General features: G+C 75.0%; 22 protein-coding genes. 13 read left to right on the forward strand and 9 right to left on the reverse strand.

Going from position 1 to position 21,511, the window contains the following annotated elements; translation table 11 throughout:
• The first annotated feature begins 75 nt into the window (after nucleotides 1-75).
• Complete coding sequence (gene fahA / locus ACFVNO_RS14560; protein WP_355261551.1) at nucleotides 76-1,296, forward strand: fumarylacetoacetase; 1,221 nt, start codon at nucleotides 76-78, stop codon at nucleotides 1,294-1,296.
• A 215-nt stretch (nucleotides 1,297-1,511) separates the two neighbouring features.
• The gene (locus ACFVNO_RS14565; protein ID WP_378892720.1) at nucleotides 1,512-2,147 is read left to right on the forward strand and encodes a maleylpyruvate isomerase family mycothiol-dependent enzyme; all 636 of its coding nucleotides are present in this window, start codon (nucleotides 1,512-1,514) and stop codon (nucleotides 2,145-2,147) included.
• A 45-nt stretch (nucleotides 2,148-2,192) separates the two neighbouring features.
• Here ACFVNO_RS14565 and ACFVNO_RS14570 read toward each other — a convergent pair whose 3' ends face one another.
• Nucleotides 2,193-2,597 (reverse strand): hypothetical protein, encoded by a 405-nt coding sequence (locus tag ACFVNO_RS14570; RefSeq protein ID WP_355261545.1) that lies wholly within the window; start codon nucleotides 2,595-2,597, stop codon nucleotides 2,193-2,195.
• A 212-nt stretch (nucleotides 2,598-2,809) separates the two neighbouring features.
• Between ACFVNO_RS14570 and ACFVNO_RS14575 the strand changes: the two genes are divergently transcribed.
• The 4 genes from ACFVNO_RS14575 to ACFVNO_RS14590 all read left to right on the forward strand — a co-directional run bounded on the left by ACFVNO_RS14575 (nucleotide 2,810) and on the right by ACFVNO_RS14590 (nucleotide 6,009).
• Entirely contained in the window at nucleotides 2,810-3,388 is a 579-nt protein-coding gene (locus tag ACFVNO_RS14575) for an HD domain-containing protein (protein WP_355261542.1), read from the forward strand.
• Between the two features lie 20 nt (nucleotides 3,389-3,408).
• Nucleotides 3,409-4,536: a sensor histidine kinase gene (locus ACFVNO_RS14580; RefSeq protein WP_378892724.1), complete on the forward strand. Its 1,128-nt coding sequence runs from the start codon at nucleotides 3,409-3,411 to the stop codon at nucleotides 4,534-4,536.
• On the forward strand, nucleotides 4,533-5,213 hold the full coding sequence (locus tag ACFVNO_RS14585) for a response regulator (RefSeq protein ID WP_378892727.1): 681 nt from the start codon (nucleotides 4,533-4,535) through the stop codon (nucleotides 5,211-5,213). The genes ACFVNO_RS14580 and ACFVNO_RS14585 overlap by 4 nt, the downstream gene beginning before the upstream one ends.
• Nucleotides 5,214-5,352: 139 nt before the next feature.
• Nucleotides 5,353-6,009 carry a DUF2306 domain-containing protein gene (locus ACFVNO_RS14590; RefSeq protein WP_378892730.1) on the forward strand — a complete coding sequence of 219 codons (657 nt, stop codon included), beginning with the start codon at nucleotides 5,353-5,355 and terminating at the stop codon, nucleotides 6,007-6,009.
• A gap of 21 nt (nucleotides 6,010-6,030) precedes the next feature.
• On the opposite strand, the gene ACFVNO_RS14595 is transcribed toward ACFVNO_RS14590, so the two are convergent.
• Complete coding sequence (locus ACFVNO_RS14595) at nucleotides 6,031-6,342, reverse strand: hypothetical protein (RefSeq protein WP_378892733.1); 312 nt, start codon at nucleotides 6,340-6,342, stop codon at nucleotides 6,031-6,033.
• Nucleotides 6,343-6,553: 211 nt separating this feature from the next.
• Between ACFVNO_RS14595 and ACFVNO_RS14600 the strand changes: the two genes are divergently transcribed.
• Nucleotides 6,554-6,919 carry a hypothetical protein gene (locus tag ACFVNO_RS14600; protein WP_378892736.1) on the forward strand — a complete coding sequence of 122 codons (366 nt, stop codon included), beginning with the start codon at nucleotides 6,554-6,556 and terminating at the stop codon, nucleotides 6,917-6,919.
• A gap of 217 nt (nucleotides 6,920-7,136) precedes the next feature.
• Here the strand turns inward: ACFVNO_RS14600 and ACFVNO_RS14605 are convergent, their stop codons facing one another.
• Together ACFVNO_RS14605 and ACFVNO_RS14610 are read right to left on the reverse strand one after the other, a co-directional pair.
• Complete coding sequence (locus tag ACFVNO_RS14605) at nucleotides 7,137-7,829, reverse strand: haloacid dehalogenase type II (RefSeq protein ID WP_355261526.1); 693 nt, start codon at nucleotides 7,827-7,829, stop codon at nucleotides 7,137-7,139.
• A 256-nt stretch (nucleotides 7,830-8,085) separates the two neighbouring features.
• Nucleotides 8,086-8,634 carry a GNAT family N-acetyltransferase gene (locus ACFVNO_RS14610; RefSeq protein ID WP_220560913.1) on the reverse strand — a complete coding sequence of 183 codons (549 nt, stop codon included), beginning with the start codon at nucleotides 8,632-8,634 and terminating at the stop codon, nucleotides 8,086-8,088.
• Nucleotides 8,635-8,901: 267 nt separating this feature from the next.
• On the opposite strand from ACFVNO_RS14610, the gene rox reads away from it, so the two are divergent.
• Together rox and ACFVNO_RS14620 are read left to right on the forward strand one after the other, a co-directional pair.
• Nucleotides 8,902-10,344 (forward strand): rifampin monooxygenase, encoded by a 1,443-nt coding sequence (gene rox, locus ACFVNO_RS14615; protein ID WP_378892741.1) that lies wholly within the window; start codon nucleotides 8,902-8,904, stop codon nucleotides 10,342-10,344.
• A 96-nt stretch (nucleotides 10,345-10,440) separates the two neighbouring features.
• A complete protein-coding gene (locus ACFVNO_RS14620; RefSeq protein WP_378892744.1) occupies nucleotides 10,441-11,910 on the forward strand; it encodes a family 43 glycosylhydrolase in 1,470 nt (489 codons plus the stop codon).
• A 61-nt stretch (nucleotides 11,911-11,971) separates the two neighbouring features.
• On the opposite strand, the gene ACFVNO_RS14625 is transcribed toward ACFVNO_RS14620, so the two are convergent.
• Together ACFVNO_RS14625 and ACFVNO_RS14630 are read right to left on the reverse strand one after the other, a co-directional pair.
• Nucleotides 11,972-12,460 carry a GNAT family N-acetyltransferase gene (locus ACFVNO_RS14625; RefSeq protein ID WP_378892747.1) on the reverse strand — a complete coding sequence of 163 codons (489 nt, stop codon included), beginning with the start codon at nucleotides 12,458-12,460 and terminating at the stop codon, nucleotides 11,972-11,974.
• Between the two features lie 277 nt (nucleotides 12,461-12,737).
• The gene (locus ACFVNO_RS14630) at nucleotides 12,738-13,367 is read right to left on the reverse strand and encodes a TetR/AcrR family transcriptional regulator (protein WP_378892750.1); all 630 of its coding nucleotides are present in this window, start codon (nucleotides 13,365-13,367) and stop codon (nucleotides 12,738-12,740) included.
• A 55-nt stretch (nucleotides 13,368-13,422) separates the two neighbouring features.
• Between ACFVNO_RS14630 and ACFVNO_RS14635 the strand changes: the two genes are divergently transcribed.
• Complete coding sequence (locus ACFVNO_RS14635; protein WP_355261509.1) at nucleotides 13,423-14,880, forward strand: aldehyde dehydrogenase family protein; 1,458 nt, start codon at nucleotides 13,423-13,425, stop codon at nucleotides 14,878-14,880.
• 19 nt (nucleotides 14,881-14,899) lie between these two features.
• Here the strand turns inward: ACFVNO_RS14635 and ACFVNO_RS14640 are convergent, their stop codons facing one another.
• A complete protein-coding gene (locus ACFVNO_RS14640; RefSeq protein WP_378892754.1) occupies nucleotides 14,900-15,637 on the reverse strand; it encodes a polysaccharide deacetylase family protein in 738 nt (245 codons plus the stop codon).
• Nucleotides 15,638-15,779: 142 nt separating this feature from the next.
• Nucleotides 15,780-17,339: a polysaccharide deacetylase family protein gene (locus ACFVNO_RS14645; protein ID WP_355261503.1), complete on the reverse strand. Its 1,560-nt coding sequence runs from the start codon at nucleotides 17,337-17,339 to the stop codon at nucleotides 15,780-15,782.
• Nucleotides 17,340-17,730: 391 nt separating this feature from the next.
• On the opposite strand from ACFVNO_RS14645, the gene ACFVNO_RS14650 reads away from it, so the two are divergent.
• Complete coding sequence (locus ACFVNO_RS14650) at nucleotides 17,731-17,970, forward strand: hypothetical protein (RefSeq protein ID WP_220560921.1); 240 nt, start codon at nucleotides 17,731-17,733, stop codon at nucleotides 17,968-17,970.
• A gap of 95 nt (nucleotides 17,971-18,065) precedes the next feature.
• Here ACFVNO_RS14650 and ACFVNO_RS14655 read toward each other — a convergent pair whose 3' ends face one another.
• Nucleotides 18,066-19,127: a pyroglutamyl peptidase gene (locus ACFVNO_RS14655; protein ID WP_355261500.1), complete on the reverse strand. Its 1,062-nt coding sequence runs from the start codon at nucleotides 19,125-19,127 to the stop codon at nucleotides 18,066-18,068.
• A gap of 193 nt (nucleotides 19,128-19,320) precedes the next feature.
• On the opposite strand from ACFVNO_RS14655, the gene ACFVNO_RS14660 reads away from it, so the two are divergent.
• Both ACFVNO_RS14660 and ACFVNO_RS14665 read left to right on the forward strand, forming a co-directional pair.
• Nucleotides 19,321-20,865, forward strand: a complete 1,545-nt coding sequence (locus tag ACFVNO_RS14660) for an aldehyde dehydrogenase family protein (RefSeq protein ID WP_378892758.1) — start codon at nucleotides 19,321-19,323, stop codon at nucleotides 20,863-20,865.
• Between the two features lie 146 nt (nucleotides 20,866-21,011).
• A complete protein-coding gene (locus ACFVNO_RS14665; protein WP_220560924.1) occupies nucleotides 21,012-21,482 on the forward strand; it encodes a MarR family winged helix-turn-helix transcriptional regulator in 471 nt (156 codons plus the stop codon).
• Nucleotides 21,483-21,511: the final 29 nt, after the last annotated feature.

The following is a 21,511-nucleotide window of genomic DNA, read 5'->3' on the forward strand; positions in this document are numbered from 1 at the left end:
ACGAACGACCACCCCCGCGGCCGGGCCGGAACCGACGGCCCGGCCGCGGGGCCGCACCCAGAAAGCGCGCACCCCATGCCCGACAGCTGGATCGACCTGCCCCAGGACACCGAGTTCGGCCTGGCCACCCTGCCCTACGGGGTGTACGACACCGGCCCCGGCGACGACCGCGGCACCCGTATCGGCGTCGCCGTCGGCTCCCACGTCCTGGACCTGGGGGCCGCGGCCCTGACCGCCGGATCCCCCCACGCCGACCTGCTCCGCACCCCGAACCTCGACGCGCTGCTGGCCGCCGGCCGCCCCGTCTGGGACCGGGTCCGCGCCGACCTGGCGGACTGGCTCACCGACCCCGCCCGCGAGGAGGCCCTGCGCCCCCACCTGGTGGACCGGGCGTCGGTGCGGCTGCACCTGCCGTTCACCGTCGCCGACTACGTGGACTTCTACGCCTCCGAGCACCACGCCACCAACGTCGGCCGGATCTTCCGCCCCGACCAGGAGCCGCTCACCCCCAACTGGAAGCACCTGCCCATCGGCTACCACGGCCGCTCCGGGACCATCGTGGTGTCGGGCACCGACATCGTCCGCCCCACCGGGCAGCGCAAGCCGCCCACCGAGCCGTCCCCGGTCTTCGGGCCGTCGGTGCGGCTGGACATCGAGGCCGAGGTGGGCTTCGTGGTCGGCACCCCCAGCCCGATGGGCGGGCGGGTCGGGGTGGACGGCTTCGCCGACCACGTCTTCGGCGTGTTCCTGCTCAACGACTGGTCCTCGCGCGACCTCCAGGCCTGGGAGTACGTGCCGCTGGGCCCGTTCCTGGGCAAGTCGTTCGCCACGTCCGTCTCCCCGTGGGTGGTGCCGCTGGCCGCCCTGGAGGCGGCCCGCGTGGAACAGCCCGCCCAGGACCCCGAGCCGCTGCCCTACCTGCGCGGCACACAGCCCTGGGGCCTGGACCTGCGGCTGGAGGTCCGGCTCAACGGGCACGTGGTGTCGCGCCCCCCGTTCTCGCAGATGTACTGGACGGCGGCGCAGCAGCTCGCCCACATGACCGTCAACGGGGCGTCGCTGCGCACCGGCGACGTGTACGCCTCGGGCACGGTGAGCGGCCCCGAGGTGGAGCAGCGGGGCTGCTTCCTGGAGCTGACCTGGAGCGGCAAGGAGCCGCTGCGGCTGCCGGACGGCACCGAGCGCACCTTCCTGGAGGACGGGGACGAGGTCACCATCACGGCGACCGCCCCGGGCCCGGACGGGACCCTGGTCCACTTCGGCGAGGTGAGCGGGCGGATCCTGCCCGCCGTGTAGGCGCCGGGCGGGGGCCGCGGGCCCCCGCCCCGCCCTCCGGGCCCCCGCCCCGCCCTCCGGGGCGCGGCCCCGGGAACCCGGCTCCGCCGCCGGGCCGGAGGAGTGTCGGAACCGTGGGGCAGGATCGCCCCTGACCGTAGGACCGGTACCGACGACCTGGAGGACCCGATGGCGCAGGGCGGACCCGAGGACGGCGTTCGGCGGAGGCGGCCGGAATGAGGCGGGGAGAGGACCTGTGGCCCCTGGTCCACGCCGAGCGCGCCGCCCTGGCCGACGACCTCGCCGGGCTGTCCGAGGAGGACTGGGCGACCCCGTCGCTGTGCGCCGGGCTGACGGTGCGCGAGGTCCTCGCGCACCTGACCTCCGGGGCGAGCCTCAACGGGCTCCGGTGGTTCGCCGGTGTCGTCCGCTGCCGGTTCGACTTCGACGCCCAGGTCGCGATGCGCCTGGCCGAGCAGATGGGGGCCTCCGGCGCCGACACCCTCGCCCGCTTCCGCGCGGTGGTGTCGAGCACGACCTCGCCGCCGCTGCCCCGGATCGCCATGCTGGGCGAGGCCGTCGTGCACGGCGAGGACATCCGGCGCCCGCTGGGCATCGCGGCCGACCGGCCCGTCGGCACCCTGACGCGGGTCGCCGAGTACTACCGGGGCTCGGACCAGGTCGTCGTCGCCAGGAGCCGGGTGGCGGACCTGCGGCTGGAGGCCGCCGACGGCCCCTTCGCGGCCGGGGAGGGGCCGCGGGTCGCCGGGAGCACGCTCGCGCTGATCATGGCGATGACCGGGCGGTCCGCGCACCTCGGCGACCTGAGCGGGGACGGGGTGGAGGTGCTGCGCGGGCGCCTGGACGGATGAGCCGGCGGGGCCGGGCGGCGGGCTCCGCCGACCGGCCCCGCGGGGTCACACCGTTGCGTCCCCCGCGCCGGTGAGGTGGCCGGCGAGGACGTCGGCCTCGGCGCGCAGGCGCAGGGCGGCGTCGTGCCGGCCGTGGGCGGCGTAGCGCTCGGCCTCGGCCCGCCGCTCGGTGACCTGGGCGCGCAGCAGGCCGTGGACGTCCTCGGCGGACAGGACGCGGCGGGGCGCCTCGGTCGAGCCGACGCCCGCGCTCGCGCCGGCGACGTGCTCGCTCCCGGCCGCCCCGCCTCCCGCGGGGGCGGTGACGGCCTCGGCGTTCTCGATGGCGGCCAGGGCCGTGCGCAGCGCTGAGACGGCCTCGGGCCTGCGGGCCTTCATCGCGGCGACCAGGTCGGCGCGCAGCAGCGCGCGCAGCTCCTGGGGCGGGCGGTGCCCGGGTGGCGTGTCCACGTCGTCCCTCCTTCCTCCGGGGCCTCGGGGTACGAAGCCGGAACGTACCGAAAGTACTCTTTCATTCCCTAACAGGCAACTAGAAAGGGAATGATGAGGAGTTTCAGTGGACTCTCCTCCTGTGGGTGGCGGAAACCCGGGCGGACCGGGGCCGGATGTAGTTGGATGTCCGGGGGCGCGACCCGCCGCCCCCGACGCGGAAGGACGTGACCATGGGCGACGACGGGCCGGCCCGCATCGCACACCTGCTGTTCGAGGCCGGGACGCTCAAGAACCAGCGCCGTACCGGCTGGTGGGTCGCCGGGGTGCGCGACCCCGAGTCGGTGGCCGAGCACTCGTGGCGGACCGCCCTGATCGCGTCGGTGCTGGCGTCGATGGAGGGCGCCGACCCCGCGAAGGCCGCGCTGATCGCTGTGTGGCACGACACCGGCGAGACCCGCACCGGCGACCTCCACCACCTGGCCCAGAGGTACCTGGAGTCCAAGCCCGACGCCCGGGACATCGCCGCCGACCAGACCGGGGGGGTCCCGGAGGCGGTGGGCGCGATGGTGCGCTCCGCCGTGGCCGCCTACGAGGAGCAGGACACCCCGGAGGCACGCTGCGCCAAGGACGCCGACAAACTGGAGTGCCTGATCCAGGCCGTGGAGTACCGGGCGCAGGGGCACGCGGCGGCGCAGCGGTGGATCGACTCCAGCCTGGAGCGGATCGCCACGGACGGGGGACGGGCGCTCGCCGCGGCGGTGCTGGCGCAGGAACCCCTGGACTGGGTCCGCACCGCCATGGGCCGCTGAGCCCCCTGTACCCTGGCCGTGTGCGCGGCCTCCTCCGCTCCCTGTGGGACGAGCCCCGGCCCCCTCGCCCGCCGTCGCGGCCACGTCGGGACCTGGCGCTCGCGGGTGTGCTCGCGGCCGCCGCGGTGGCCGAGGCCGTGCTGCGCCCCGACCTGCCGTGGCGGATCCCGACGCTGCTCCTGACCGTCGGCCTGATCGCCCTGCTGCCGCTGCGCCGCACCCGGCCGCTGGCGGTGGTCGCGGCCACCTTCGGCCTCTCCGGCCTGGCCACAGCGGTCCTGGGCGGCCAGAGCGCCCCGCTGTACACGACGGTCTGCTTCCTGCTGCTGCCCTACGCGCTCTTCCGCTGGGGGTCCGGCCGGGAGATCGCGGCGGGCTCGGCCGTCATGCTCGCCAATGCGGCGGTCCCCGTCCTCTCGGGCGCCCCCGCCGACACGCTGGGCGGGGCCGCCGTGCTCTTCTCGGCCGCGGCCCTGGGCGCGGCGGTGCGGTACCGGGCCGGGGCCCGCGAGCGCGAGTTCGAGCGGGCCCGCCTGCTCGAACGCGAACGGATCGCCCGCGACCTGCACGACACCGTCGCCCACCACGTCTCGGCGATGGCGGTCCGGGCCCAGGCCGGGCTGGCGGTGGCGCGGACGCGGCCCGGGGCCGCGGTCGACGCCCTGGAGGTCATCGAGGCCGAGGCCGCTCGCGCCCTGACCGAGATGCGCGCCCTGGTGCGCGTCCTGCGCCGGGACGAGGACGGCCCCGCGGCTCGGGTACCCCACCCGCGGGTGGGCGACCTGCGCGCGCTCGCCGGGGACTCCGGCGGCCCCGCCGTGGAGGTGGAGGTCGACGACGGCCTCGACGACCTGCCGCCGGAGGTGGCGGCCGCGGTCCACCGCCTGGCCCGGGAGGCGGTCGCCAACGCGCGCAGGCACGCCCGCAACGCCACCCGCGTCCGGGTGCGCGTCACCGCCGACGACACGACGGTGCGCCTGCGGGTCAGCGACGACGGCGACCCCGCCAGCCGCGGATCGACCGGTTACGGGCTCATCGGCATGGCCGAACGGGCCGAACTGCTCGGCGGCACCTGCCGGGCCGCGCCCGGCCCCGGGCGGGGCTGGACCGTGGCCGCCGACCTGCCCCGGGCCGGGGCGGCCGCATGAGCGGCGGTCACGGACACGTCCGGGTGGTCGTCGCCGACGACCAGGAGATCGTCCGCACCGGCCTGACGATGATCCTCGACGCCCAGCCGGGCATCGAGGTCGTCGGCCAGGCCGCCGACGGCCGCGAGGCCGTCGCGCTGGCGCGGCGCCTGCGCCCCGACGTGTGCCTGTTCGACATCCGGATGCCCGGCACCGACGGCATCGAGGCCACACGCCTGCTGGCCGGCCCCGGGGTGGAGGACCCCCTCGCCGTCGTCGTCATCACCGTGTTCGACCTCGACGAGTACGTGTACGCCGCGCTCAGGGCCGGGGCCCGCGGGTTCCTGCTCAAGGACGCAGGGGCCGACCTGCTCGCCCAGGCCGTGCGGGCCGCCGCCGCGGGCGACGCGCTCATCGCCCCGGGCGTCACCCGGCGGCTGCTCGAAGCGTTCGCGCGCAACCGCCCCGCCGGGCCTCCCGAGCAGCCCGCCGAGGCGCTCACGGACCGGGAGGAACAGATCCTGCGGGCCGTGGCCCGCGGGAGGACCAACGACGAGATCGCCCGCGAGACCTACATCGCGGTGAGCACGGTCAAGACCCACATCGCCGGCATCATGGCCAAGCTCGGCGCCCGCAACCGGGTGGAGGTCGCCATGTGGGCCTACGAGACCGGCAGGGCCGGGAACACGTCGCGCTGACCGGAAGGACGAGTCGGATCTCCTCCTTCCGGGGGACCCGGACCCGGCCCGAATGCCGATGCCCCGGCACCGGCCCGGCGGCCACGATCGGAGCACGGCGGCGGGCGCGGTGTCCGCCGCGGCAGCGAAAGGACCCGTCGTGACCCCCTCCGCCCGACGCGAGTGGCCCGTACCCGTTCTGCTGATCCTGCTCAGCGCCGTGCCCGTGGTCGCGGGCGGAGTGCGCCTGGGCGACCTCGGCGGCGGCGGGCCGGTCACCCCGGACAACGCCCGGTTCTTCGCCGACCCGGTGCCCGTGGTGCTGCACATCGTCGCCGTGGTGCCCTACTGCCTGCTGGGCGCCCTGCAGTTCGCGCCCGGGCTGCGCCGCCGCCGCTGGCACCGCCTGTCGGGGCGCCTGCTGGTCCCACTGGGGCTCGTCGCGGCCCTGACGGGGGTGTGGATGAGCCTGGCCTACCCCCTGAACGAGGGGGAGGGCGCCTCGCTGACCCTGGTGCGGCTGGTGTTCGGGAGCGCCATGGCGGCGGCGGTCCTGCTGGGGTTCGCGGCCGTCCGGCGCGGCGACATCGCCGGGCACCGGGCCTGGATGACCCGCGGGTACGCGATCGGGCTGGGGGCGGGGACCCAGGTGTTCACCCACCTGCCCTGGGTGCTGCTGCTGGGACAGCCGGGAGAGGCCACCCGGACGGTGCTGATGGCGGCGGGGTGGGTGGTCAACCTCGCCGTCGCCGAGTGGGCCGTCCGCCGCGGTCCGGCGGCCGCGGGGGAGCGTGCCGCGGCCCCGGCCCGGCGCTGACCGCGGGGCGGCGGCGGGCCGCTACGGGCCGCCGGTGAGCAGGCAGTGGCCGACGGAGCCGGGCCCGCCGAACGCGGGGTGCCGGGAGGCGAACTCCACCAGGCCCAGCAGCACGGCGGCGGTGGCCGCGGACAGGCAGGCGAGCCGGAGACCCCGGTTCCCGCCGGCCGGGCCCGGACACGGGCTCCGAGGCGCGCGGCCCGATCCCGCGGAGGGCGGTTCCCCGTACGGGACGCCGTGGGGCCGTCCGGCCGGGAGAAGGGCGTAGGGGTCCCCGGGGCCGACCGCCCGGCGGGGGAGGAGCAGGGGGTCCGTGTCCGAGAGTGAGCGCATGAGGTCCTTTGTACAGCCGGAGGATGGGGTTCGCCGGGCTGTCGGGATATCTTCCGGAAGCGGAAACCAAGGTCCTGAACCGGAACCGCGCGGACGTCACCGCATATCGCCCCGATATGCCGTTGAACCGTGCCGGTGCCGGTCATCTGCGGCGGTTCACGGTGGTCCCGTGCGCACGCCGCGTCGTGGAAACGGAGAACGGAGGCCGGAGATGGACGTGGTCCGCGCGCCGGTGCGCGCCTGGGCGGAGGAGATCCTGCGCGGCCTGGGCGACCCGCCCCTGCGCAACCTCGTGGTGGAGTCCCGGCCGGAGAGCGGGGAGGTGGAGGTCGTGCTGTGGTTCCCCGACGGCACCGCAGCGGGCTCCTACCTCCAGGCCGCCATGACCGACGCCGAAGCGGTGGTCCACCTGGCCGACGGCCTCCAGGACGCCGCCGTGGAGCAGGCCCTCGGGCGGCCGCTGCCGCCCTGCCCCGGCCACCCGCACCCCCCGTCCGCCCGCCTGGTCTCGGGGGTCCCCGCCTGGGCCTGCCCGAGGACGGGAGGGGCGGTCCGCCCCATCCTCGCGCCCCCGTGAGGGGAACCGGGCGCCGGACCGGCGCCGCCGACGCCCGGAAGCGGCGCCCGCGTCGGCGCGGACGCGCCCCCGCCCGTCCGGACCTGCTCCGGCGCGGCGTGCGGGGCCGGCCGTCCGGCCCCGGCGGCCCGGCACGGACGGCGTCGCCGCCCGTTCCCGGCGCGACCCGAGCCGTGTGCCCGGGTACAGGGGGCCCGGCATCCCCGGTGGCGGGCCGTCAGTCGGCGGTGAGCAGCGCGGCCAGGTCGTCGAGGCCCTCCGCGCTCAGGTCGAAGGCGTCCGCCGGCCGGGGCGGGTCCCCGACGGGGCGTTCGACGTAGGCGGTCCTCATGCCCACGGCTCGGGCGCCGCGCAGGTCCCAGGCGTGGGCGGCGACCATGAGCAGGCGTTCGGGCGCCAGGCCGGTGTTGGCCACGGCGAGGCGGTACACGTCCGGGTGGGGCTTGTACCCGCGCACATCCTCGGCGGAGAGCACCTGGTGCCAGCGCAGCCCAGCGTGGGTGTTGATGCGGGTGAGCGCCGGACGGCCGGCGTTCGACAGCCCCATCACGGGCAGGCGCGCGGCGATCCGCTCCAGGCCCGACACCGAGTCCGGCCACGGATCCAGGCGCTGCGCGGAGTCCGCCAGCGCGCGGACCGCGTCCGCGTCGGCGACGCCGGCCTCGGCGGCGACGCGTTCGGCGGCCTCCCGGTCGATCGCGGTGCTGTCGGTGTAGGGGTGGCGGCCCGCGAGGATGTCCCGCTGCCGCTCCTCGACATGCCGCTGCCACGTCCCGACGAGGCCGTCCACGCGCGCGTCGTCGAGCCGGGCGGGCAGCGAGCGGATACCGCGTGCGATCCCGCCGGGTTCGTCGACCATGGTGCCGAGGATGTCGAACACGACCACGTCCACGTCGGGGAGCGGAGCCATGGGGCCTCCTGAATCGTCTGGTATCGGATGGTGGAGGGCCCCGCCGGGGCGCCGCGGCGGCCGGGGCCCCGGCGCGGGGAGGGGCGCGGACCTGCGGGGGCCGTGGTGGTCCTTTCCGCCGCGGAGCGTACCTCCCCCCGCCTTCCGGGACCGCCGGGAACGCGGCAGGTGCGCCCGCGCCCCGGCCCCCGCCGGGCCCTCGGCACCGGTCCGCCCCGGCCGTCGGCCGGGGCGGTGCCCTTGGGGCCGGCCCGGCTCAGCCGGTCGGCGCGGCCGGGGACCACACGCCGAACCACTGCTCGGCGCCGTACTCCTCGAACCGCTCCGCCTCGGTGAACCCCAGTCTCGCCGCCAGGCGCATCGCGCGGTCGTTGGCGGTCTGCGTGCACAGCACCACCGGCTCGCCGGGCAGCGCCCCGGCGAACCAGTCGAGCACCGCGGCGCACGCCTCGGCGGCGTACCCGTGCCCCCAGGCCCGGGGCAGGAACAGGTAGCCGAGCTCGGCCTCCGCGCCCTCCGGACGCACGTGGCCCGGGCGCTCCGGGTCGCGCCGGTCGAGCGTGGTCATGCCGACCATCGCCCCGTCGAGCTCGACCGCGAACAGGCCGGGGCGCCGTCCGGGCACCTCGGGCATCGCGCGTTCGAGGTCCTCGCGCGGCTGCGGTCCGCCGAGGTAGGTGCCCACCTCCGGCGAGGAGAACAGGTCGATGAACGCTTCACGGTCCCGGGCCTCGGTCTCACGGAGCACGAGGCGTTCGGTCTTGATCGGGGAGGGTGGCCAGATATCGGGCCCGAGTTCAGACATGGCGGGCAAAGTAGCACATCCCCGGGTGAGAACTCAGGGAATTACGGGACCCCGCAAGCGGATGCGGCGGCCCGGGAAGAAGGCCGCCCCAAAGCGAAAGGCAGGGGTTCCGGGAACCTCCTGCCACTCTCAATCTATAGCGCACCCCGGGGCTTGCGGCAAGACCCGGGTCAGGGCGCAGAATCGTCGATCGCGGCCGCCGTCGGCGGGATCCCCGGGACCCGGTGAGGGGCGCGCCGCCATCGACACGCACCGAACGGGGGACACATGATCGACGTGGTCATCGCCGGCGGGGGGCCGACCGGCATGATGCTGGCCGCCGAACTGCGGCTGCACGGGGTGGAGGTGGTCGTGCTGGAGAAGGAGGCCGAGCGGCCGCCCTTCGTCCGCGCGCTGGGGCTGCACGCGCGCAGCATCGAGGTGATGGACCAGCGCGGCCTGCTGGGCCGGTTCCTCGCGGAAGGGCGCGAGCACCCCCTGGGCGGGTTCTTCGCCGCCATCCGCAAGCCCGCCCCCGCGGGGCTCGACACCGCGCACGGCTACGTGCTCGCCATCCCGCAGACGACCATCGACCGGCTGCTGGAGGAACACGCCGCCGAGGCCGGCGCCGACATCCGGCGCGGCCGCGAGCTGGTCGGCCTGGAGCAGGACGCGGAGGGGGTGGACGTCGAACTGGCCGACGGGACACGGCTGCGCACGCGCCACCTCGTCGGCTGCGACGGCGGCCGCAGCACCGTGCGCAGGCTGCTGGGCGTCGGCTTCCCCGGCGAGCCCAGCCGGACGGAGACGCTGCTGGGCGAGATGGAGGTGACCGCGTCGCCGGAGGAGCTGGCGGCGGCGATGGCCGAGGTCCGCAGGACCCACCTGCGGTTCGGCATCGGCCCCATGGGCGACGGGGTCCACCGGGTGGTCGTGCCCGCCGCGGGGGTGGCGCCTGACCGGACCGCCGCGCCGACCCTGGAGGACTTCAAACGGCAGCTGCGCGAGTACGCGGGCACCGACTTCGGGGTGCACTCCCCGCGCTGGATGTCCCGCTTCGGCGACGCGACCCGGCTGGCGGACCGCTACCGGGTCGGCCGGGTGCTGCTGGCCGGGGACGCGGCGCACGTCCACCCGCCGGTGGGCGGGCAGGGGCTCAACCTGGGCGTCCAGGACGCCTTCAACCTGGGGTGGAAGCTGGCCGCCGAGGTGAACGGCCGGGCCCCGGCGGGGCTGCTGGACACCTACGAGGCGGAGCGCCGCCCGGTGGCGGCCGACGTGCTGGACAACACCCGCGCGCAGATGGAGCTGATGTCCCCGGAGCCGGGGCCGCAGGCGGCGCGCCGCCTGGTGTCGGAGCTGATGGACATCGAGGAGGTGAACCGGTACCTGACCGAGAAGATCATCGCCACGGGGATCCGCTACGACGTGGGCACGGAAGGGCACCCGCTGCTGGGCGCGCGGCTGCGGGACGTGGAGCTGAAGGAGCACGGGCGCCTGTACGGGCTGATGCACGGCGGCCGCGGACTGCTGCTGGACCGGACGGGGAGCCTGTCGGCACAGGGGTGGCGGGACCGGGTGGACCACGTCGTCGATGACAGCGAGGAGCTGGCGGAGATGGACGTGCCCGCGGTGCTGCTGCGCCCGGACGGCCACGCGGTCTGGGTGGGGCGCGACCGGGAGGGGCTGCCCGACGCGCTGTCCCGGTGGTTCGGACCCGCGGCCGCCTGAACGCGCACGGGCCGCCCGGAAACGCCTCCGCCGAGGAGAGGCGTGCTTTCCGGGCGGCCCCTTCCGGGCGCGCCCGCGACGTGCCAGACTCGTCGCGTGATCGAGCCCGAGGCGCCCTCCTCCCCGGCCGGTGTGCTGCCGACCCGCCCCGTCCTCGGGGGCTTCTACCCCGACCCCACCGTCTGCCGGGTGGGCGACGACTTCTACCTGGCGTGCTCCAGCTTCGAGTACGCGCCGGGGGTCCCGCTGTTCCGGTCCCGGGACCTGCTGGCCTGGGAGCCGATCGGCCATGTGATGGACCGCCCCGCGCACCTGGCGGCCGGCGCGGGCCCCTCGGGCGGCGTGTACGCCCCGACCCTGCGCCACCGCGACGGGACCTTCCACCTGGTGACGACCGACGTCTCCGCCGGTCCCGGCCACCTGCTGATGACCGCGTCCGACCCCGCCGGCCCCTGGTCGGACCCCGTCCGCATCCGCGGGGCGGGCGGCATCGACCCCGACCTGGCCTGGGACGAGGACGGCCGGTGCCTGCTCACCTGGTCGGACGGCGGGATCCGCCAGGCCGTTCTGGACCCGGCCACCGGCGAGCTGCTGACCGGGCCGCGCACCCTGTGGAGCGGCACCGGCGGCAGGGACCCGGAGGGGCCGCACCTGTACCGGGTCGGCCGGTGGTGGTACCTGGTGATCGCCGAGGGCGGCACCGGTCCCGGGCACGCGGTCACGGTCGCCCGCGGGCCCTCCCCGCAGGGCCCGTTCGAGCCCTGTCCGGACAACCCCCTGCTGACCGCCCGGGGCACCCCCGGCCCGGTCCAGAACACCGGCCACGCCGACCTGGTCGAACGCCCCGACGGGTCGTGGGCGATGGTGTTCCTCGGCGTGCGCCCCGCGGGCTCCTTCCCCGGCTGGCACGTGCTGGGCCGGGAGACGTTCGCCGCGGAGGTCTCCTGGAGGGACGGCTGGCCCGTGGTCTCCGGCCCGCTGGAACCCCCGCCGCGGCCCCCGGTGCGGTCGGTCCTCGCCGACGGCGTGATCGGGCCCGACTGGGTCGGCGCCGGCGTCCTCCCCGGCCGTGTGCTGCGGTGGGCGGGGGACCGGTGGCGGATGGCCCCGCCCGGCCCCGGCCGGGTGTTCGTGGGCCGCCGCCAGGAGCACACCACCATGACCGCCCGGGCGGTCGTCGCCGCGGACGGCGGGACCGGCGCCCTGGAGCTGCGCATCGACCCCGCCCACCGGTTCGCGCTGGAGGTCGACGCGGACCGGGTGCGCGCCGTGGCGCAGGCCGGGCCGCTCACCACCGTGCTGGGGGAGCTCCCCCTGCGGCCGGGGACGGGGCTCGAACTGCGCGCGGTGCCCCCGACCGCGCCCCTGTACAGCAGGGAGCGGGGGCCGGACGTGCTCGTCGCCGGTGTCCGCACCCCGGACGGCGGGACCACCGAGCTGGCACGGCTGGACGGGCGGTACCTGTCCACGGAGGTGGCCGGGGGGTTCACCGGCCGCATGGTCGGCGTCTCCTGCGCCGGGGGCGGGATCGCGGTGCGTTCCGTGGAGTACCTGGGCGGCACCTGACGGCGACGCCCGGGGGAGTCGTGGGCGGCCGGGCCGTTCGGACTCCGGACGGGATCCGGGCTCACAGCCTCCGGTACATGATGTGCAGTCCCACGAACCCCTTCCGCGGGTGCGCGAACCCCTCCGGCAGCGTCCCCACCACCTCGAACCCCAGCGACCGGTACAGCCCCACCGCCCGCTCGTTGCCCTCCACGACCGCGTTGAACTGCATCCCGCGGTAGCCCGCCGCGCGCGCCCAGTCCAGCGAGTACTCGCACAGGGCCCGCCCCACCCCCTTGCCGGAGTGGGCGGGGTCGACCATGTAGCTGGCGCTCGCGATGTGCGAGGCGTTCCCGCCGTGGTTGCGGTTCATCTTGGCGGTGCCCAGGACGCGGCCGTCGCCGTCCACCGCGACCACCGTCCGGTCCGGCTCGGGGAGCAGCCACATGTCGCGCGCGGCCTCCTCGCCCAGGTCCGCGGGGTAGGTGAAGGTGTCGCCGGCGGCGACGATCCGGTGGAGGAAGGGCCAGATCGCGGGCCAGTCGGCCGGGAGCGCGGTGCGGATGTGCATGGCGGACAGTGTGGTGTTCGGCTTCGTGCCCCCGCAAGTCGTTTGCGCGGTCCGGCCGGCGCACCGGATTGAATCTACGTCGTAAAGGCGGGGGTTCGAGAAACTACAAGACCAAGAGAAGAAAGAGGCGTGCGGCTACGCCGCACACCCTTCCTGAAGCGTGTTCGGCGGACACCCCCGGGCGGTCCGGCGCGGGCGCCGAAGGAGCACGGGCGGCCTCCGGGGGATCTCCCGCGAGACGGCGGGCGCGGGTCGGCCCGGGCATCGCGGGGCGGAATCATCCGCCGGACGCGTCCTGAGCCCCCAGCGCCCTCAGCAGGTAGGGGAGCAGCCGTTCCGCCATGTCCCGCCCCGGGCGCCCGCCCGGTTCGTGCGGGACCAGGAACGTGTGCGTCACCATCGGCCCGATCACCAGCTCGCCCACCACCACCGGGTCCTCCACCGAGGGGATCTCCCCCCGGTCGGCCGCGCGGGCCACGATGGCCGCCACGCGGTCCTGAAGCGGCGCCACGTACTCGCTCACCAGCACGTCGGCCAGCGCCCGGTTGTGCGCCGCCTCGCCCAGGATGGCGCGCAGCAGCTGCCCGGAGGGGCCGTCCAGGGCGGTGGCCTTGTCGTGCAGCAGTTCGCTCAGGTCCGAGCGCAGGGCCCCGGTGTCGCGGTCGGGGCCCAGGTCCTCGCACCACACCGCCGCGGCCTGGAGAACCAGGTCCTCCTTGGAGCGCCAGCGGCGGTACAGGGTCGCGGTGGAGACGCCGGCGCGGCGGGCGACGGCGGCGGTGGTCAGTCCGCCGTAGCCGTGCAGGCGGAGTTCGTCCAGGGTGGCGTCCATCAGCGCGCGGTCCCGGGCGGCGTCCCTCGGCCTTCCGCGGCGGGGCGTCGTCTCGGGCAGATGGTCCGTGGTCATGGCAGCATCCTACGGTCCCTGGTCAAAACGAAAAGGTTTCGTTTAGTATCCGGCTATGACGAACGACACCCCTGGCACCCCGACCATCCGGCAGGCCACCGTTCAGACCGCGGCGCCGGCCCCCATCGACGGCGACGCCGCCGCGGAGATCTCCGCGCTCGTGCGCGGCCTGCGCGCCGCCTTCGCCTCCGGCCGCACCAAGCCCGTCGCCTGGCGCCGCACCCAGCTGCGGCGGCTGCGCGCCCTCCTGGTGGAGGAGCGCCCCGCGCTGGAGAAGGCGCTCAAGGCCGACCTGGGCAAGAGCCCCGTGGAGGCGCACACCACCGAGATCGGTTTCGTCATCAACGAGATCGACCACACGCTCAAGCACCTGGCGTCGTGGCTGCGCCCCCGGCGCGTGCCGGTGCCGATGGCGCTGGCCCCCGCCAAGGCCCGCACGGTCCGCGAGCCGCTGGGCACGGTGCTCATCATCAGCCCGTGGAACTACCCGGTGAACCTGGCGCTGGCCCCCCTGGTCGGCGCCCTGGCCGCGGGCAACGCCGTGGTGATCAAGCCCAGCGAGCTGTCGCCGGCGACGTCGGCGCTGCTGGCCGACCTGGTGCCCCGGTACCTGGACCCGGAGGCGGTCGCCGTGGTCGAGGGCGGTGTCCCCGAGAGCACCGCGCTGCTGGAGCAGCACTTCGACCACATCTTCTACACCGGCAACGGCCAGGTGGCCCGTATCGTCATGGCGGCGGCGGTCAAGCACCTGACCCCGGTCACCCTGGAGCTGGGCGGCAAGAGCCCCGCCATCGTGGAGCCGGGTGTGGACCTGGCCGCCACGGCGCGGCGGCTGGCGTGGGGCAAGTTCACCAACGCCGGCCAGACCTGTGTGGCCCCGGACTACGTGCTGGCCGTCGGCGGCACGGCGGACGGGCTCCAGCGGGAGCTGGCGGCCGCGATCACCGAGATGTTCGGCGAGGACCCCAAGGCCAGCGGCGACTACGGGCGCATCGTCAACGAGCGCCACTTCGACCGCCTGGTCGCGCTGCTGGGCAGCGGCACGGTGGTGGCGGGCGGGCGCCACGACCGCGGGGACCTGTACATCGCGCCGACGGTGCTGGGCGACGTCACGGCCGACACCCCGGTCATGGCCGAGGAGATCTTCGGTCCGATCCTGCCGGTGGTCGGCGTGCCGGACCTGGACGCGGCGATCGCGTTCGTCAACGAGCGGGACAAGCCCCTGGCCCTGTACGCGTTCACCGAGTCGGAGGAGACCAAGCGCCGCCTGACCACGGAGACCTCCTCCGGCGGCCTGGCGTTCGGCCTGCCCATCGCGCACCTGGCCGTGCCCGACCTGCCGTTCGGCGGTGTGGGCGAGAGCGGCATGGGCGCCTACCACTCGACGGCGTCCATCGACACGTTCTCGCACACCAAGTCGGTGCTGGACAAGTCGCTGGTGCTGGACACCATGCGGGTGGCCTACGCGCCGATCACGGACCTGAAGGAGAAGATCCTGCGGCGGATGCTGTGAGCCGCGGCGGGGCGCGGGGCTAGCGGGCGTCGGTGATGGCGACGCCCGGCTCCAGGTCGTCCCCGGCCAGGTCGGAGACGGTGACGAACTCGTATCCGTCGTCGGCGAGTCCGTCGAGGATGCCGGGGATGGCGTCCACGGTGCTCTCGTGGATGTCGTGGAAGAGGACGACGCTGCCCCGGTCGGTCTCTTCCAGGGTGACGTCGGTGACGGCGCCGGCGTCGCGGCTCTGCCAGTCGAGGGTGTCCACGTCCCACAGGACGATGGGCTTGTCGATGGCCTCGCGGGCGGTGTCGTCGAGCGAGCCGTAGGGCGGGCGCACGGTGGTGGGCTTCTCGCCGGTGACGTCCTCGATGGCCTTGTCGGTGCGCTCGATGTCGTCCTTGACGGCGGAGCCGGACAGGGTGGCCAGGTCGTCGTGCTTCCAGGAGTGGTTGCCGATCTCGTGGCCCTCGTCGGCCATGCGCTCCACGGTGTCGGGGAAGTTCCCCACGTTGGAGCCGAGCAGGTAGAAGGTGGCCTTGGCGTCGTGGTCGGCGAGGGTGTCCAGGACCTTGTCGGTGTACTGTCCGGGGCCGTCGTCGAAGGTCAGGGCGACGCACTTCTCCTTGGTGCAGTCCGGGGCGGCGATGCTCTTGGCCTCGGCCTTGAGGGCGGTGTCGGCCGCGGCGGGCGAGGCGGGGATCAGGAGGGCGGCGAGGGCGAGGCCGCCGGTGGCGGCCAGGGCGAGTTTGGGTTTCGGAAAGGTAACGTTCACGCAGGAGAATGTATGCGAGCCCGTGACCTGGGAAAAGATGAACGCCCACGAAGTGACGAACCGCTCTTTACGTCCGTGGGGGAATGGAATGCGCGAACCCCCGCCACGGCGGGGGTTCGCGCGTCCGGCGCCCGGGGCGCCCTCAGTTCACGCGGGCGTCGGTGAAGACGTCGCCCGGGGCCAGCGCCTCCAGGCCGAACAGGTCGGTGACGGTCACGAAGTGGTAGCCCTGCCGGTGCAGCCCCTCCAGTACCTGGGGAACGGCGTCCACCGTGCTCGGGTGGATGTCGTGGAACAGCACCACGCTGCCCGCCGTCGTGTGCTCCAGGGCGTGCTCGGCCACCTTGGCGGTGTCGCGGCTCTGCCAGTCCATGGTGTCCACGTCCCACAGGATCAGCGGCTGGTCCACGGCCTTGCGCACGGTCCCGTTGAGCGAGCCGTAGGGCGGGCGGATCGTCAGCGGGTCGGAGCCGGTGATCGCCCGTACGGCCTCGTTGGTGCGCGTGATGTCGTCGGCGACCCCCGCCTCGGACTTGCCCGCCAGGTCGTCGTGCTTCCAGGAGTGGTTGCCCATCTCGTGCCCCTCGGCGTGGGTGCGCTCCACCACCTCGGGGAACTCGCCCACGAGCGAGCCCAGCACGTAGAACGTGGCGCGGGCGTCGTACTCGGCGAGCATGTCCAGCAGCCGCTCGGTGTCCTCGCCCGGGCCGTCGTCGAAGGTCAGCGCCACGCACTTGAGGCGTGAGCAGTCCAGGCTGTCGCCCTCGGCCGACAGCTCCCCGTCCAGCGGGAAGTCGGGCTCGCCGGACAGGGCGGCCTCCCGTGCGTGGTAGCCCAGCTCCGACAGCAGGCCCTCGGTGTCCTCGGGCTGGACCGGCAGCAGGACCTCGCTGACCCGCCCGGCCTCGGGCACGTCGCCCGGCTCCATGCGCACCGCCAGTCCGCCGGCGGTGCTGAAGGCCAGGTCGGCCAGGGGCGAGCCCTCCCACAGTTCGGCGGCGCGCAGCGCCTGCTCGGGGTCGGACAGGTCCAGCGGGGCGGTGTCCTCGCCGGTGGCGCCGGGGGAGGGCGGTGCGGAGCCGACCCCGGCCTCGCCGGGCCCGGAGTCCGGGGCCTCCTCCTGTTGGGCGGCGCGCAGCGCCACCTCGCCGACCAGGCCGGGCAGTTGCTCGGTCGGCATGTCGTAGTCGTCCTCCAGCACGCCGGCCAGGGCCAGGTGGGCGCTCTCGATGGCCTCCTCGTCGCGGAACAGCGACGTCCAGGGCAGGACGGTGTCGTGCTCGGCGTCGTACCACAGGGTGCGGGCGCCGAAGGTCTCGTTGACGCCGGCCTTGACGGTCTCGGTGACGCGGACGCCCACCACCTTCGGCGAGGCGGCCAGCACGGTCGCGTCCTGGAGCAGTTCGGGCGTGCCGTTCTCGGGCAGGTCCTCCAGGAATTCGGTCTGGCGCTCGGCCATGGAGGTGTGGATCTCCGTGGTCAGCGGGTGGTCCGGCCCCAGGATCGGGTAGCGGTACCCGACCGTGCCGGCGTCGGTGGCCACCGAACGCGTTCCCACCTGCACCGCAGGCCACGCGTCGAGTGGTATGCGCACCGCCTCGGCATAGGGCAGGGCCGGTTCCGCGGCGTGGCAGCCGGGTACCAGGAGCAGGCCCAGAACGGCGGTGACGGCGAGTTTTCGGCTAATCGAGGTGACAGGCACGAGGGGACCATATCGAAGGGGCCACCGAAACAATAATCAGAACGCGCCCGATTGAATACTCTCTGTCATGATTTTGGAGGAGAGTGAACAAGCGCGAAGAGGCGAACCCGTGGCCCGGGTCGGGCGTCCCACCCTTTAACGTGGTGTCCGCTCCACGCATCTGTTTCGAAAGGGACTCATGAGCTACGGTCCAGGCCCCGGCCAGCCGCCCAACGGCGGAACCGGAGGATACTTCCCCCCGCCTCCGGGAGGAACCGGCGGCTATCCCCCTCCGGGCGGCGGCTATCCCCCGCCCCCCGGCGGACCGGGCGGCTACCCGCCGCCTCCGCCCGGCGGCCCCGGCGGCTACCCGCCCCCGGGCGGCCACGGGCCCCAGGAACCGCCCTTCAGCATGGGCGCGGCCATCGGCGCGATCATCGCCAACGTCATCGGCCTGTGCGTGTGCTGGGGCTTCGCCCTCATCGGCCTGATCCTGGGCGTCATCGGCGCGTCCCTGGCCACCAGCAACCCCAAGGCCGCCAAGACGTGCACCATCATCTCCTGGGTGCTGTTCGGCGTGGGGATCGTGGTCGGCATCATCTACATGGTCCTGTACGGGGCCTGGTACCTGACGGCGCTGTCCTCGTACTGACGTGCCCCCGCCGGCCGGCCACGGCCGGCACGGCCCGGTGACACGGCGGGCGCGCGGCCTTTCCGGCCGTGCGCCCGCCGTTCCCTCTTTCCGGCTCAGACCAGGGTCGCGGCCACCGCGGCGACGATCTCGCGCACCCGGGCCAGCACCGGGGCGTGCTCGCCGGTGGAGCCGGTGCGGGGCAGGTGGACGTGCCCCGCCGGGATCGAGGACCCGGCCCGGTCGCGCAGCAGGGTGTTGCGGTAGGCGATCTCGTTGGACAGGTAGTCGCCGCCGCCCCCGCGCCGGGCCGCCGAGCCCGGTGTGGGCCCGCCGGGGCGCACGACCGGTTCGCCGCCGCCCGCGGGGACCTCGGTGACCTCGGTGTTGACCACCACCGGTCCGCCGACCCGGGCGGCGATCTCCTCCACGGGCAGGGAGGAGCGGGTCCACTCGGGCGCGTCCGGGGGCAGGGCCCGGCCGGTGCGCGCCGCCCCCAGGTTGTCGGTGCCGCCGCCGCGCCACACGCCGTTCCACACCTCCAGGTCGAACCGGTCGGGGCGGCCGCGGCTGAGGGTGAGGACGGCGTCGGCCTCCCCGTGGACCCGGCCCAGGGCCTCCTCCACCAGGCCCGCGTCGAAGTCGGCCCAGCGCACGGGGAAGACCGCGGTGCGCACCACGGCGGTGCGCCCGCCCACGGGGAAGGTCCACCCGTTCAGGTCCAGGGCGGCGGCCCCCGACGGGTTGGCGCAGGCGGGGTCCTCGTCCAGGCGGAAGGGGTCGAACCCGGTGACGACGATGCGCAGCAGGCGCTCGCCGGGCGGGAAGAGCAGTTCGGTGATGCCGCGCGAGGCGGTCTCCAGCAGGTGCAGGAGCCCGGCGCGGTCCTCCTCGGCCAGGTCGAAGGCGGGCCGCCAGGTGCGCAGGCGGGCGGCCAGCCGCAGCCGGGCCCAGTACAGGGGGCGGTCGTCGACCGTCCCGACGTCGGTGCGGGCGGCCTCGGTCCACAGCCGCGAGGCGTGGGCGGCGACGGCCTGGCGGGCCGCCTCGGTGTCGGCGGCGTCGTTGAGGTCGGCGGCGAAGAGGGGGTCGGCGGCTCCGAAACCGGAGCGGTCGAGGATCCTTCGGGGGACGTCGAGGTCGGCGCGGTCCTCTTCGGGGGTGGTGTCGTGGTGCACGGGATCGCTGTCTGTCTCGAAGTCGGCCGGTGCGGCCGGGGGATGGGCGCTCGCGAGTCTAACGCCGCGCGGGGGCGCCCCGGGGTACGGGGATCGGGCGCGCCGCGAAACCTGGACGGCGGGGCTGGACCGGCGGCCCCGGACTTGGCAGGGTGTTGAGTGTCCTGCCCCCTCTCGACGAAGAGAGTCGCACATGCACACTTCCGGACTCCCCGACACCGAACACCTCGCCGAGCTGGCCAGGGAGGCGCTGGCCCGGTGCGGCGTGGACCGGCTGCGCGAGCCGGTGGGCGCCGCCGGGACCGCGCGGACCCCCGTCACCGGGGGGATCCTGTTCCCCGTGGAGTTCGACACGGCGGCCTCCGCCGAGCGGGCGGTGGCGGCGGCGCACGCCGCCTTCCCGGCCTGGCGGGACACCCCGGCCCCGGTGCGCGGGGCGCTGGTGCGCCGCCTGGGGGAGCTGCTGCGCGAGCACAAGGGCGACCTGGCCGAGCTGGTGACGATCGAGGCGGGCAAGATCCGCTCCGAGGCGCTGGGCGAGGTCCAGGAGATGATCGACGTCTGCGAGTTCGCGGTGGGCCTGTCGCGCCAGCTGTACGGGCGGACCATGCCCTCGGAGCGGCCCGGGCACCGGCTGATGGAGACCTGGCACCCGCTGGGCGTGGTCGGGGTGATCACGGCGTTCAACTTCCCGGTGGCGGTGTGGTCGTGGAACACCTGTATCGCCCTGGTGTGCGGTGACACGGTCGTGTGGAAGCCCTCGGAGCTGACCCCGCTGACGGCGCTGGCCTGCCACGCGCTGCTGATGCGCGCCGCGCGGGAGACCGGGGCGCCGGACGACGTCCACCGCGTGGTGCTGGGGGACCGGTCGGTGGGCGAGGCCCTGGTGGACGACGCGCGGGTGGCGCTGCTGTCGGCGACCGGGTCCACGGCGATGGGCAGGGCGGTGGCGCCGCGGGTGGCGGCGCGGATGGGCCGGTACCTGCTGGAGCTGGGCGGCAACAACGCCGCCGTGGTGGCCCCCTCGGCCGACCTGGACCTGGTGGTGCGCGGCAGTGTGTTCGCGGCGGCGGGCACGGCCGGGCAGCGCTGCACGAGCCTGCGCCGCCTCATCGTGCACGAGGACGTGGTGGAGGAGGTCGCGGAGAAGGTCGTGGCCGCCTACCGGCAGCTGGAGGAGCGCATCGGCGACCCGTTCGCCGAGGAGACGCTGGTGGGTCCGCTGATCGGCGAGCGCGGGTACACGGCGATGCGCGAGGCCCTGGACCGGGCCGAGGCCGACGGGGGCCGGGTGCTGGTCGGCGGGGCGCGGCGGCTGGAGCAGGACGCCAAGGACGCCTACTACGTGGAGCCCGCGGTGGTGCGGATGCCGGGGCAGACCGAGGTGGTGCGCCGGGAGACGTTCGCGCCGATCCTGTACGTGCTGGCCTACCGCACCCTGGAGGAGGCGGTGGAGCTGCACAACGGGGTGCCGCAGGGGTTGTCCTCGGCGATCTTCACCCGCGACCAGCAGGAGGCGGAGCGGTTCCTGTCCTCGGCGGGGTCGGACTGCGGGATCGTCAACGTCAACATCGGCACCTCGGGTGCGGAGATCGGCGGGGCGTTCGGCGGGGAGAAGGACACCGGCGGCGGTCGGGAGTCGGGTTCGGACTCGTGGAAGGCGTACATGCGCCGGGCCACCAACACGGTGAACTTCGGCGGTGAGCTGCCGTTGGCCCAGGGGGTCCGGTTCCTCTAGGGGCGGGGGCGGGGCGGGTCCGCGGGCCCGCCCCGTCGCCGGGGTTCCGTGCGCGAAAAAATGTTTGTGCTCAATCTTGTTGTGGGCAACCGATCTCTGTTACGGTGTGACGGCACCCGAAGGACGGGACGGGGAGGAGAAGAGCCGTGGCCGAGACCGAGTACGACCCGCTCGCCCTGGACAACCAGCTGTGCTTCTCCCTGTACGCCGCCTCCCGCGCCCTGACCGGGCTCTACCGGGAGCTGCTGGGCGACCTGGGCCTGACCTACCCCCAGTACCTGGTCATGCTCGCGCTGTGGGAGCACGGAACCCTCAGCGTCAAGGGGCTCAGCCGGGTCCTGCACCTGGACTCGGGCACCCTGTCGCCGCTGCTGCGCCGGCTGGAGGCCGCCGGGGCGATCACCCGCACCCGCAGCGCCGCCGACGAGCGGGTCGTCGAGATCGGGCTCACCGAGCGCGGCGCCGCGATGCGGGAGCGGGCCCTGGGCATCCCCGAGCAGCTCACCTGCGCCTCGGGGCAGCCCGCCGACCGGGTCCGCGACCTCATCACCACCCTCGACGAGCTCACCCGCTCGGTCGAGAACGCGGCCGCCCGGCGGCCCTGCGGGACCGGGTGAGGACCGACCGCCGCACGCCACCACGAACG

Origin of the sequence: Nocardiopsis sp. NPDC057823 (genome assembly GCF_042797335.1) — a bacterium.
In the GTDB taxonomy this organism is placed as follows: domain Bacteria; phylum Actinomycetota; class Actinomycetes; order Streptosporangiales; family Streptosporangiaceae; genus Nocardiopsis; species Nocardiopsis changdeensis.

Coding starts and splice junctions, on each gene's coding strand:
- fahA (WP_355261551.1), top strand. CDS start 76: ATGCCCGACAGCTGGATCGACCTGCCCCAGGACACCGAGTTCGGCCTG.
- ACFVNO_RS14565 (WP_378892720.1), top strand. CDS start 1,512: ATGAGGCGGGGAGAGGACCTGTGGCCCCTGGTCCACGCCGAGCGCGCC.
- ACFVNO_RS14575 (WP_355261542.1), top strand. CDS start 2,810: ATGGGCGACGACGGGCCGGCCCGCATCGCACACCTGCTGTTCGAGGCC.
- ACFVNO_RS14585 (WP_378892727.1), top strand. CDS start 4,533: ATGAGCGGCGGTCACGGACACGTCCGGGTGGTCGTCGCCGACGACCAG.
- ACFVNO_RS14595 (WP_378892733.1), bottom strand. CDS start 6,342: ATGCGCTCACTCTCGGACACGGACCCCCTGCTCCTCCCCCGCCGGGCG.
- ACFVNO_RS14600 (WP_378892736.1), top strand. CDS start 6,554: ATGGACGTGGTCCGCGCGCCGGTGCGCGCCTGGGCGGAGGAGATCCTG.
- ACFVNO_RS14605 (WP_355261526.1), bottom strand. CDS start 7,829: ATGGCTCCGCTCCCCGACGTGGACGTGGTCGTGTTCGACATCCTCGGC.
- ACFVNO_RS14610 (WP_220560913.1), bottom strand. CDS start 8,634: ATGTCTGAACTCGGGCCCGATATCTGGCCACCCTCCCCGATCAAGACC.
- rox (WP_378892741.1), top strand. CDS start 8,902: ATGATCGACGTGGTCATCGCCGGCGGGGGGCCGACCGGCATGATGCTG.
- ACFVNO_RS14625 (WP_378892747.1), bottom strand. CDS start 12,460: ATGCACATCCGCACCGCGCTCCCGGCCGACTGGCCCGCGATCTGGCCC.
- ACFVNO_RS14630 (WP_378892750.1), bottom strand. CDS start 13,367: ATGACCACGGACCATCTGCCCGAGACGACGCCCCGCCGCGGAAGGCCG.
- ACFVNO_RS14635 (WP_355261509.1), top strand. CDS start 13,423: ATGACGAACGACACCCCTGGCACCCCGACCATCCGGCAGGCCACCGTT.
- ACFVNO_RS14650 (WP_220560921.1), top strand. CDS start 17,731: ATGGGCGCGGCCATCGGCGCGATCATCGCCAACGTCATCGGCCTGTGC.
- ACFVNO_RS14660 (WP_378892758.1), top strand. CDS start 19,321: ATGCACACTTCCGGACTCCCCGACACCGAACACCTCGCCGAGCTGGCC.